The sequence below is a fragment of the Marinomonas primoryensis genome (assembly GCF_013372285.1).
GTDB classification, from domain to species: Bacteria; Pseudomonadota; Gammaproteobacteria; order Pseudomonadales; family Marinomonadaceae; genus Marinomonas; species Marinomonas primoryensis.
In genome coordinates, this window is sequence record NZ_CP054301.1 from 3923560 (window position 1) to 3935477 (window position 11918).

Annotated in this window: 9 protein-coding genes; 2 read left to right on the forward strand and 7 right to left on the reverse strand. The window is 45.3% G+C overall.

Going from position 1 to position 11918, the window contains the following annotated elements; translation table 11 throughout:
* The first annotated feature begins 5 nt into the window (after window positions 1–5).
* Both MP3633_RS18280 and MP3633_RS18285 read left to right on the forward strand, forming a co-directional pair.
* Window positions 6–1862 (forward strand): putative nucleotidyltransferase substrate binding domain-containing protein, encoded by a 1857-nt coding sequence (locus MP3633_RS18280; protein ID WP_112135262.1) that lies wholly within the window; start codon window positions 6–8, stop codon window positions 1860–1862.
* A gap of 15 nt (window positions 1863–1877) precedes the next feature.
* Entirely contained in the window at window positions 1878–2579 is a 702-nt protein-coding gene (locus MP3633_RS18285; protein ID WP_239495636.1) for a 3'-5' exonuclease, read from the forward strand.
* Between the two features lie 14 nt (window positions 2580–2593).
* On the opposite strand, the gene MP3633_RS18290 is transcribed toward MP3633_RS18285, so the two are convergent.
* The 7 genes from MP3633_RS18290 to MP3633_RS18320 form a co-directional block, all read right to left on the reverse strand.
* Complete coding sequence (locus MP3633_RS18290; RefSeq protein WP_176336582.1) at window positions 2594–3670, reverse strand: LacI family DNA-binding transcriptional regulator; 1077 nt, start codon at window positions 3668–3670, stop codon at window positions 2594–2596.
* A gap of 117 nt (window positions 3671–3787) precedes the next feature.
* Window positions 3788–5407, reverse strand: a complete 1620-nt coding sequence (locus MP3633_RS18295; protein ID WP_176336583.1) for an alpha-glucosidase family protein — start codon at window positions 5405–5407, stop codon at window positions 3788–3790.
* 97 nt (window positions 5408–5504) lie between these two features.
* Window positions 5505–6605: an ABC transporter ATP-binding protein gene (locus MP3633_RS18300; protein ID WP_176336584.1), complete on the reverse strand. Its 1101-nt coding sequence runs from the start codon at window positions 6603–6605 to the stop codon at window positions 5505–5507.
* Between the two features lie 72 nt (window positions 6606–6677).
* Entirely contained in the window at window positions 6678–7820 is a 1143-nt protein-coding gene (locus MP3633_RS18305; protein ID WP_176336585.1) for a carbohydrate ABC transporter permease, read from the reverse strand.
* 1 nt (window position 7821) lies between these two features.
* The gene (locus MP3633_RS18310) at window positions 7822–8832 is read right to left on the reverse strand and encodes a carbohydrate ABC transporter permease (protein WP_176336586.1); all 1011 of its coding nucleotides are present in this window, start codon (window positions 8830–8832) and stop codon (window positions 7822–7824) included.
* A 104-nt stretch (window positions 8833–8936) separates the two neighbouring features.
* Window positions 8937–10289: an ABC transporter substrate-binding protein gene (locus MP3633_RS18315; protein ID WP_176336587.1), complete on the reverse strand. Its 1353-nt coding sequence runs from the start codon at window positions 10287–10289 to the stop codon at window positions 8937–8939.
* Window positions 10290–10746: 457 nt separating this feature from the next.
* Window positions 10747–11718 (reverse strand): carbohydrate kinase family protein, encoded by a 972-nt coding sequence (locus tag MP3633_RS18320; RefSeq protein WP_176336588.1) that lies wholly within the window; start codon window positions 11716–11718, stop codon window positions 10747–10749.
* Window positions 11719–11918: the final 200 nt, after the last annotated feature.

Here is an 11918-nt window from a genome sequence, read left to right on the forward strand (position 1 = left end):
GTAAAATGGACGTCGAATTAACAGAGATACTCGAAGCACTTTGTCAGCACTCGCCTTTCAATGAGATTGCCGAAGACCCGCAACTCAATGATATGACCAAAGAAATAGAGATTCAGTATGTTAGAGCAGGAGAGTGGGTAATCGCTCCCAGTGCGTTAAATAATACACTTTTCTTTATTCGTAGTGGCGCGATTGAAGTACTCAGCAAAGAAGAAAAATTAATTCGACGTATGAATGAAGGCGAGTTATTTGGCTACGCCTCTCTCTTACGTGGTGGAAAATCGTCACAATCGATGCGCACCATAGAAGACAGTTTACTGTATTGCATTCCAGCCCGTTGGTTTCTCAAGCTGTACGAGGAAAACGATACTTTTTCTGATTTTTTCCAACTAGCCCGAGAAGTGCGTCTGCGCGTTGCGATGGATTCACAAAACTCAGATGTATCCTTAATGACCTGCCCAGTGATCAGTTTATTAAGACGACCTCCTATTAGCACACATATTGACTCTGATATTCGTCTAGCAGCACAAATCATGTCAGAGCATCGAGTCTCCAGTTTATTGATTACCGATAATGATGAGCTCATCGGCATCGTCACAGACCGCGACTTGCGCACCCGAGCCGTTGCCAAAGGCCTTGCTTACGACACCCCTATTTCCAGTATCATGACACGGGATCCCATTGTCATGGACAGCCGTGATTACGCCTCGGAAGCCGTGTTAAAAATGATGGCGCGTAATGTTCACCATATCCCCATTATTAAAAATGGCCGCCCTATCGGCGTCGTGAGTACTGGTGACATCATCCAAAAAGAGAGCCATGGCAGCGTCTATTTAATCAGCGATATTTTCAAACAAAGCAACATCGAAGGCTTACAAGCCATTAGCCATAAGATGACGCACACCTTTAACCAGCTCGTCGTCGCAGACGCCAATACTCAAATGATAGGTAATGCCATGACGCACATTGGTACGGCCTTTGTAAAGCGTCTCTTACAGCTTGGTGAGGAAAAATTTGGCCCAGCACCTGTCCCCTATTGTTTTATTGCCCTTGGCTCACAGGCAAGAGAAGAACAAACCATCAAAACGGATCAAGATAACGCCCTAATTTTAAGCGATAAATACGATGAGTCATTGCATGGGGAATACTTCAAAAATCTGAGCGACTGGGTTTGTAAAAACCTCGACCTTTGCGGCTACACGCTTTGCACTGGTGACATCATGGCATCTAACCTACGCTGGCGTCAGCCTCTTAACGTATGGAAAGAGAACTTCAGCGAGTGGATTCAAAAACCCAAAGCAGAAGCGCTACTGCGTCTGTCTATCTTCTTTGATTTACGAGGGATCTACGGCGATAAAACCTTAGCAAAACAGCTAAATCAACATATACGCAAAGAAGCCAAGCAACACTCTGGTTTTTTAACCTTTATGGCTCGTAATGCCAATCAACGAAAACCGCCGTTGGGATTTTTTAGACAGTTTGTCTTAGATGGTGAAGGCAAGCAGTCACGCACTTTTAACCTCAAGGAAAGAGGCATTGCGCCGATTATTGATATCGTCCGCGTGCATGCCCTTGCTTGTGGCAGCGACAAGCTCAACACACTAGAGCGTATCGAAGATATTGAAGCCGCCGGTTTGTTACCTGATGGTCGTGCCAAAGACCTTGCTTTGGCGTTAGAAATGATCGGCATGGTTCGCATTCGAAATCAGAAAGATCAAATAGAAGCTGGTGAAGAACCTAATAACAACGTCAATCCTGAAAACTTGTCTTCATTCGAAAAACGCCATTTACGAGACGCTTTTCACATCGTTTCTCGCCAACAAGAGTTTATTAAATTCCGCTACGCTGGAAAGCGCAGTTAAATGGGGAGAATTGCATTGAACAACAAGCCTAAAGTCGATGTACAGGACTGGCAATCCATGTTTGCAGAATGGGCCGAAGAAGCACCAGAAGGCCCTTTAAAACGCTATTATCAGGCGGGAATGGTTCCACCTAATACCGCTTTGAAAGACACGCCCTTATTGGCATTGGATTTAGAAACCACAGGCCTCGACCCCAGCACAGATGAAATCATCAGTCTTGGCTTAATTCCGCTTAATAATAAAACCATTCGCTGTCAAGGTGCGAAATATTGGATGGCAAAACCAGAACGATCGCTAAATGCAGAATCCGTCACCATTCATGAAATCACTCATGCAGAATTAGCTGAAGCGCCTCCTCTGCACGCCATTTTAGATGAGATATTGGTGGCATTAGCCAACCAAGTCATTGTCGTACATTGCGTGGCCATCGAACGCCAGTTTTTACTCAAAGCCGCCATGGACATATACGGTTATCCGTTCTATTTTCCTGTGCTTGATACCATGGATATTGAGCGTCAAGCCGTCTATAAACCGTGGTGGAAACGTTTTGGAAGACCTCCATCTCTGCGCTTAGATGCTTGTCGACAGCGTTATAAATTACCTCGCTACAAGGCGCATCACGCCCTAACAGACGCCTTGTCTTCGGCAGAATTATTACAAGCGCAAATTGCCTATCATCTCGACCCTACTGCCGATATTTCAAACTACTGGGTTTGACGACGCTATAAACATTAGACAAGCGCTGGTTCAATGAACGAAGGACAACTTTCGCGAATAATCAGCTCTGTTTCTAATACCACATCTTTTGCTTCTCGAAGCCCTAAAAACACCTCAGCAGCAACGCGACCTTTTTCTACCGTTTGCTGATGGATCGTGGTGATTGAAGGGTGAATATTGGCACTTTCAGCAATGCCATCAAAACCAACAACATGTAAGTCTTCTGGCACACGTAAACCCATGTGTAATGCGGCTTGGACCGCTGCAATCGCAATACAATCACTCATACACAATAACAACTGGGGACGTTGTGCCATGGTCAGCGCTTCACGCGCCGCTTGATACGCTAACTTGTGATTGTTTTCAGGTATGTTCCAAATATGCTCTGAAGAAACCGAGGCTTCATGCTCCTTCAATGCGTCAAAATAACCATATAGCCGTTGAATAGAAATCGAGGCGGCTCGATCATACAGCTCATCCTCTCGAACCCGACATACGCGATCAGTGTCCAAAAGGCATAAGCCTAAAATAACGATATTTTTGGGCTTATGAGTCAACGCGTGACAGGCAATCGTATAAGCCCCGCTGTGATTTTCTATGTTTACCGAGGTCGTTCCAGGGAGAAAACTGTCAACGGTGATGATATTTTTATTCGGCATCAACCAAGGCGCATTAATACATTGCTGAGGTTTGTGACCGTAAACAATAAAACCATCCACCATAGACGATTGCATACGGCTTTGTGCGTCCTGCTCAACTTGATCAGAAGACAACAGCAACATATTGTACTCATTGGCTTCAAATACTTCCGCCATGCCTTTCAAAAATTGATTAGCAACAGGGTCTGTCAGGCTGTAACTCAAATCATCAGACAAAACCACACCAACAATGCCTGTACGACCTGTACGCAAACTGCGAGCCGCTGCATTAGGACCAAAATAGCCCATTTTTTCGCATTCGCTAAGAATATTTTCACGCAAGATAGCCGATAACTGATCCGGTCTATTGAAGGCATTCGAAATCGTTGCCGTGGACACCTTCAGTCGATCTGCGACGTCTTTTAAAGTCAGTTTTTTTATATTTTTTGTCATACTAACGACTCGTAAGCAATAAAGAACTTCGACAAACAAGCCGATTTACGTAAAACGAAAATCGGCTTGTTGATGACAGAACATCAATTAAAAGCGCATGGAATGGTTCAATACGGCTTAAGACAACGTAGCGTAAAACGCTTGATAAGCCGGTAATGTCAAATTTTGACCCTCTAATGTCGGCGAAAAACCATGACCTTGTAAGACATCCATCACATCTGTGGTTAATGTCGCGTGCTGAGTGTCACTTGTCATGTTCAACACCACCAAAAGGCGAGTACCTTCGTATTCACGAACCAACGCTATCAACTGAGCGTTGCCCACATCCACTTGAGACAACTCACCATTGACCAACGCGGGTTGCGCTTGACGCCAATGAATCAGCTGACGAACCTTGTGTAACAAGGAATTTGGATTCGCTTCTTGCGCCGCCACACTCAAAGGCAAATGCGCGTTATCAACTGGCAACCAAGGTTCAATCGTTGAGAACCCACCTTGAGGTTTGTTTTCCCAAACCATTGGCGTACGACAGCCATCACGGCCTTTAAAGACAGGCCACAACGGAATGCCATAAGGATCTTGAATGCGTTCAAACGGCACGTCCGCTTCCGGCAAACCAAGTTCTTCGCCTTGATACAAACACACACTGCCACGCAGCGATAAAATAAGCGCCATCGCAATCAGTGGATACGCCTCGCCATCTTCTTCCGCGCCCCAGCGAGTACGAGAACGCACTACGTCATGGTTAGACAAGGCCCAACAAGGCCAACCGTCGCCCACAATGTCGTTCATGTTGGCTAAGGTTTTTCGGATGTATGCTGGAGAGTGCGGCGTATTCAAGAAATCGAAGGTATACGCCATGTGCAACTTATCGCCACCTGATGTGTATTCCGCCATGCGTTTCAGTGGAAAGTCATCGCCAATTTCACCCACCATGGTGCTGCCTGGAAACTCGTTCATCATGACCCGTAAGTCTTTTAAGAAATCCAAGTTCTCAGGGCGACTCAAATCGTACACATGTCGTTGGTAGGTGTATGGGTTATCGTGTGGCGCGCCCATGGTTTTAGGCTCACCTGCTGGCACGGGAGGATTGTCTTCTAACCCTTCGCTGTGGAAATAGAAATTCACCGTATCCAAACGGAAGCCTTCGACCCCTAATTCCAACCAAAAACGCATATTATCCAAATGCGCTTTACGAACATCTGGATTATGGAAATTAAAGTCCGGTTGAGATTCTAAGAAGTTATGCAGGTAATACTGCAAACGACGACTGTCCCATTTCCACGCGCTGCCACCAAAAATAGACAGCCAATTGTTTGGCGGTGAACCGTCTGGCTTTGGGTCGGCCCAAACATACCAATCGGCTTTAGGGTTCGTTTTATCCTGACGGCTTTCCTCAAACCAAGGATGAACATCTGCTGAATGACTGATTACTTGGTCAATCATGACCTTAAGACCCAGTTCATGAGAACGGTCAACTAAGGTTTTAAAATCCGCTAAACTGCCGAACATTGGATCGATATTGCAATAATCAGATACATCGTAACCAAAGTCCTTCATTGGCGACGTAAAAATAGGCGATAACCAGATAGCATCCACACCTAATGACGCGACATAATCCAGCTTACTCGTAATGCCCGCTAAATCGCCGACACCATCGCCATTCGCGTCCATAAAACTACGTGGGTAAATTTGATAAATTATCCCACCTTTCCACCAATTCAGATTGGTTGTCATCAAGACTCTCCAAAAAAGATAAAACATGGGGCAATGCCAACGCATTACCCCTATTGAAAATTACAGTATTGCTAACCATTCAAAACATCTTAGTTCATTAACCTTGGCGCAGATAAGACTGTTCGTTCTCATCAAACAAATGCATTTTTTCAGGCGATGCGGATAAATACACTTTATCGCCCCGTTTAATGGCCAATGTGCCGGCTTGCTTTGTGATCACCATCTCTTCAGCGCCCGGTATGCTCACGTACAGCAAGGTCGCTTCCCCTAGAGATTCAACAAACGCCACATCGCCAGAGAAAAGGCTCTTATCTTCTGCCGCTACGACCGTCAGATCTTCTGGGCGAATACCAAAGAACGCAGGTTTGGCTTGTTCACTTGGCTCAGTCACGATAGTCGTCTGAATCGATGCGGAGGCAGACAAGGAAACTAAAGTTTGTAAACCCGCCTGTTCAATATGACAAGGCACTATGTTCATCGCAGGCGAGCCAATAAACTTAGCAACAAACACATTGGCTGGGTGCTCATAAAGTTCGAGAGGCGAACCCACTTGTTCAATGTTACCGCCGGACAAAAGCACAATACGATCCGCCAAGGTCATGGCTTCTACTTGATCGTGGGTTACATAGATCATCGTCGAGTCAGGCATACTGTCTTTAAGGTTGGCAATTTCCATACGCGTTGCCACGCGCAAAGCCGCATCCAAGTTAGACAAAGGTTCATCAAATAAAAATACTTTCGGACGGCGAACAATCGCACGACCAATCGCCACACGCTGACGCTGACCACCCGAAAGCGCTTTTGGCAAACGGTCTAGGTACGGCGTTAATTGCAGCATGTCAGCCGCTTTACGCACTTGCTGATCGATATCGGCTTTTTTCACCTTAGCAATTTGCAAGCTGAACGCCATATTGTCGTACACCGTCATGTGCGGATACAAAGCATAACTTTGGAACACCATTGCGATACCACGCAATGCTGGAGGAGTGTCGTTCACGACTTCTCCATCAATCTCTAACGTTCCTGCAGAAATCTCTTCTAGGCCAGAAATCATCCGCAACAACGTCGACTTACCGCAGCCGGATGGACCAACAAAAACGATAAACTCGCCTTGTTTGATGTCCAAATTGATATCGCTTAATACTTCAACGTTATTCGAATAAATTTTCTTAACGTGGGTTAACTTAACATCAGCCATGATTCTACTGCCTCAATCTAAATTCATACCTTAGGTGAGGAGCAAACGCTCCACCCACCTGCTTAGGTTGTGTTATTTCACCGAGCCTGCCAGCAAACCGCGCACTAAATAACGCTGTAAGCTAAAGAAGACACACAAAGGAATAATGATGGTAATAAACGCAGACGCCGTCAGAATTTCCCAGTTACCACCACGCGAACCTAACAACTCACGCAGCTGACCGGTTAACACCATGTGCTCAGCATCGTTACCAAGGAACACCATGGCAATCAGCAAATCATTCCATACCCAAAGAAACTGGAAGATGGCAAAAGACGCTAAGGCAGGAAATGATAATGGCAACACTATTTTACGGAAAATATCGAAGTCCGATGCACCATCAACCCGTGCCGATTCAATAATTTCCCTCGGCAAACCAACAATATAATTGCGCAGTAAATAAATCGCTAAAGGCAAACCAAAGCCCGTATGCGCAAGCCAAATCCCCACATAGGTTTTGGAGCCTACGCCGAAAAATTCACCAATCATGTTGTAGCTTTTTAGCAACGGAATCAATGACATTTGCAACGGCACAACCAGCAAACCCACCACAGCCGCCACCAGTAACGCACGACCAGGAAAACGCATCCAAGCAAGCGCATAGGCCGCAAACGCCGCCACCAAAATAGGAATAATGGTCGCTGGTATTGTGACGGTTAACGAATTAATGAAAGACTTGCCCAAACCTTCTGCATTTAATACTTCACGATAGTTTTCTAACGTAAAGCGTGGTGGAATCTCGGCAGTGTAAAAAATACGGTCACCGCGGGAACCTTTCCATTGCGTCGGCGAAGAAAATGCATAATCGCCATTCTCCAGAACCTGTAAGGTCTCACCTTTTTTAAGTTCAGCAACCGTGCCGACATCAAATTCATCAGGCCTTAATGAACTAGCGCCAAATTGGATTATTTGGCCTGCCGATCCTTCGAAAAGATTACCGCGAATAACAAAGCGGTCGCCCTCTTGAACTTGAGCCTTTGGCTCATGAGCTCGAGCAATAAGGCGCTGTTCTGACGTCGACAATGCGGTCCACCAGCCAGACGTAGACAGTTGGTTTTTATCTCGAATCGACGAGATAAACAAACCTGCTGTAGGAATAGTCCAAATAATGACAAGGAACAACACGGTCGCATGAACTAAATAGGTTAACGGCGTGCGTTTAGAAGAGGTAATCATATTAACGGCCCTCCATTTCTGCATTGGCGCGACGAATGTTCCACACCATGATAGGAATAACCAGCACCATAATAACCAACGCAATCACCGCGCCACGGCCAAAATCACCACCGCCATTAAACATCCAACTAAACATTTGATTGGCCAATACTTGTGTTCCCCATTGGGCATTCGTCATCGCCAAGACAATATCGAATACCTTCAAAACCAAAATAGTAATGGTGGTCCAAACAACGGCAATGGTTCCCCAGATTTGTGGCACCATAATTTTGTAGAAAATTTGAAAACCATTCGCGCCGTCTAACACGGCAGCTTCAATGGTTTCATCCGGAATACCCCGTAATGCCGCGGATAAAATCACCATGGCAAAACCCGTTTGAATCCAGACTAAAATAATCATTAAAAAGAAATTATTCCAAATCGGAATAGTAAGCCAAGTCTGAGGTTCTCCACCGAAGAACACGACCAAGGCATTCAACAGCCCTATTTGGTCTTCACCACCAGTGCGAAAATCGTAAATAAATTTCCAAATAACCGACGCGCCAACAAAAGAAATGGCCATGGGCATAAAAATCAGGCTTTTGGCAATGTTGCCCCACCAAATACGATCCGTCATGGTCGCAATGATAAGGCCAAAAAAAGTCGCTGCCGTTGGAACAACAATCAGCCAAAGCATGTTGTTACGAAAAGATTCATAAAACTCATCGCTGCCAAATAGCCATTTGTAATTAGCAAGTCCGACAAACTCTTCGCCGCTACGACCATAAAAGGACAAGCGAATAGACTCAATCACAGGGTAGAACAGATAAAACGTCAGCAGTAAGACCGCTGGGCCTAAAAACAACCAAGGGCGAATCGCATTCGACGTGCGTAAATTTTTCGTTACCACGTTAGCGGAACAGTTTTTCGTCGGGAAAATTTTATCTAGCAGGAAGTTTGAGCCATAAAAATAAGCGGCACATCCCATAACACCTAGGATCATGGTCACTAACGCTGTGGCAAGCTGTCCCATAGAATCTCCAAAAATATCAATGCAGTGACACATTAAAAGCCGTCATCCGCTTCACATACAAAAAAGCCCTAGAGTGAGAGTTCACGCTAGGGCTTCTCACGAAGTTACTTCAACGCATCCCATGTTTTTTGGATGTCGTGAGCGACTTCTTTGGCGTCTTTACCACCCGTGTAATCGACCATGCCTGTCCAGAAGGAACCGGCACCAATCTTACCTGGCATCAAATCCGATCCATCAAAACGGAACGTCGTTGCATAACGTATGATTTCACCTTGTTTTTTCGCCGCTTCGCTTGAGTAAACCTCTGGGTTCGCTTTCAAGTGAGCAGAGATAAAGCCCGTTTGCGCCATCCACAATTCATGAGAGATTGGCGAGCGAATGAAATCAATAAAGGCACGTGCGCCTTTAGAATCATTGGTGATGCTCATCAACGTTCCGGCGCCCAATACTGGGTTGCCCAAATCTTTAGAGGCGTACGCTGGGAAGTAGAAGAAATCGGCGTCTAGACCTAACTTGGTTCCTTCGGGGAAGAAAGCAGGAATGAATGATGCTTGACGATGTAGATAACATTTAGGCGGTGATTGGAACATGCCTTTTGGGCTATCACGGAAATCTGTAGACGCAACCGCGCCGGCACCGCCATCAACAAACGCATCATTACGAGCAAACCAGCCAAACTCTTCGATGGCACCGACAACACGAGGGTCGTCAAATTTAATCTCGTTGGTTACCCATTTGTCATAAACCGATGCAGGTTGTGTGCGAAGCAATAAATCTTCTACCCAATCTGTTGCAGGCCAACCTGTTGCGGCACCCGAACCCAAACCAATACACCAAGGCGTGCCGCCATCTGCGACGATCTCTTCCGTTAGCGCTTTCAGATCTTCCATGGTTTCTGGTACGTCGTAACCTGCATCTTCAAAGTTGTCAGGCGAATACCAAACCAAGGACTTCAAATCAGCACGGTAAAATACACCGTAAAATTCTTTTGCGCCTTTTTTGTCTTTAAAGGTCGCTAGATCAACCCAAGATTGGCCCGCTGCGTAGTCTTTTACAACGTCATTTTTTACGGTATCGCTAAGCGGCGTCAGAAAACCTTTTGCGGCCAAATCAGCGGCTAAGCCCGGCTGAGGAAAAACCGAAATGTTCGGCGCGCTGCCCGCTTGCGTATCAATCACGACTTGCTGCTCGAAAGAATCTGAACCAGCGTATTTCACTTTAGCGCCCGTTGCTTTTTCAAAGTAAGCAGTAACGCGCTCAAAATTGTTTTTTTCGTCGCCAGTCCAAGGACCAAACACAGAAATTGTTTCACCAGAAAGGTCGACAGATTTTAACGCTTCATAACTGTCCCAGCTAAAGCGAGAATCCTCACCTGGTTTAAATAAGAGGTCTGCTGCATGCACAGCATTTACGGAAAGTGTCAGGGCTACTGCCGCGGACAATAGAGATTTTTTCATCATTGCTCCTTACAGGCTCGCTCGGGAAACCCCTAGCACGCCTTTGTTTTTATTATCATAGGACGAAACAAGGTAAAACATGTCTTCTATAAGGATTAAGAAGGAATTTGATTATTAACAATCAAACACAGAGCTTCAAGCGCCTAACCTCCTTAATATCGACTTAATTGTTTTTAAAATTTAGTAGATTATGACGAAAGTGCGAATCTCGTTTTACGGGTCTGTTTTGTACAAAAAACCAGCAAAGAAGAGAATTTATTATGAATTCAGCAAGTTAAGTATAAAAAAATCCGTCAAAAACATCATTTTTTTACTTTTTTCTTACACATTAAAAAGAGATTTACAGGCATAAAAAAAGCGTGGACATGGCCACGCTTTGTCGTTCGACTTAACACACTAAATGGATTCTTAACCGTTTAACTAATACGCCTTCATATTTTTTGAATGCCTGTATTTATTAAAAACGATCTAGCTGAGCCTGAGCTTGCTCTAAAGACGGCAATGATGGATAGGCGCCTAATTTCGTTACTGAATCCGCACCACAAGCGGCGGCAAAACGAATAATATCCACGAGTTGCTGCTGAGAGAATACCGCCAAAGAGGCACGGTCTCCGCCTTTTTCTGCCAACTGATAAAGCAAGCCGCCAACGAATGCATCGCCCGCGGCGGTGGTATCTTTTACTTCTACTTTAGGCGTAACCACCTCACAGACTCCGTGTTCCAGCGTATAAAATCGAATAGCGTTACCGCCGTCCGTCAACACAAATAAGGTCACGCCAGCCGCAAGGGTCTGTTCAATCAACAAGAATGGGTCTTCTGCCAATACGACAAGCTCTTCCAAACTGGCTTTTACAACATCACCGCTTTGCATCCAATCGATCACTCGTTGAATATCGACTTGCTCATTCGGCCAAAGGTTCATGCGTAAATTCACATCGATACTGACAATCCAATTCGCCGCACGCGCCATGCTGACACCGGCCAACGTCGCCTTGGTAATATCAGCGTCCGTCAAGGTATTAGAACACGTATGAAAAACACCTTTGCTGTCTGCGAACCAAGCCGCATCAAAATCTGCTTCTTTAAACAAAATATCAGCCGATGGACTACGGTAAAATTCAAAACTACGTTCGCCGGTATTGTCTAAACTGACGAAAGCCAAGGCGGTTTTTGCTTCTTTTGTCATCAGCATGTTACTGGTATTCACGCCGTACTCATCAAGCGAGGTTTTCAAGAAATGACCAAACGCGTCGTCGCCAACTTGACCCACAAAGTGACTATTGCCACCCAAACGAGCCACCGCAACAGCAACATTCGCCGGCGCGCCACCCGGAAACTTAGTAAAGGATTCAAGCTCTCCAGCTTGAATGGCCCCATTAGAAAGAAAATCGATTAAGGCTTCGCCGAACGCCATTACTTTTGTTGTCATTGTTGTGTTCTCTTTTTTTGGTACGCAGACAGTCGCTACGCGGGTATAAATAAGGTCAGGTTAAAAATTATGCAGTGACAACAGCATTAAATCAATTTAATTTATTTAACCACTATACCCAGCAACCCAATATGGGCAATTGGTTCACTGACACTTTCTTGTTAGACTCGAAATTATGTAACACTGTTTATAACAAATAA

Bases quoted from the DNA above. Each gene is read 5' to 3' on its own strand.
- MP3633_RS18280 (WP_112135262.1), top strand. From the start codon at position 6: ATGGACGTCGAATTAACAGAGATACTCGAAGCACTTTGTCAGCACTCG.
- MP3633_RS18300 (WP_176336584.1), bottom strand. From the start codon at position 6,605: ATGGCTGATGTTAAGTTAACCCACGTTAAGAAAATTTATTCGAATAAC.
- MP3633_RS18295 (WP_176336583.1), bottom strand. From the start codon at position 5,407: ATGACAACCAATCTGAATTGGTGGAAAGGTGGGATAATTTATCAAATT.
- MP3633_RS18320 (WP_176336588.1), bottom strand. From the start codon at position 11,718: ATGACAACAAAAGTAATGGCGTTCGGCGAAGCCTTAATCGATTTTCTT.
- MP3633_RS18290 (WP_176336582.1), bottom strand. From the start codon at position 3,670: ATGACAAAAAATATAAAAAAACTGACTTTAAAAGACGTCGCAGATCGA.
- MP3633_RS18315 (WP_176336587.1), bottom strand. From the start codon at position 10,289: ATGAAAAAATCTCTATTGTCCGCGGCAGTAGCCCTGACACTTTCCGTA.
- MP3633_RS18305 (WP_176336585.1), bottom strand. From the start codon at position 7,820: ATGATTACCTCTTCTAAACGCACGCCGTTAACCTATTTAGTTCATGCG.
- MP3633_RS18310 (WP_176336586.1), bottom strand. From the start codon at position 8,832: ATGGGACAGCTTGCCACAGCGTTAGTGACCATGATCCTAGGTGTTATG.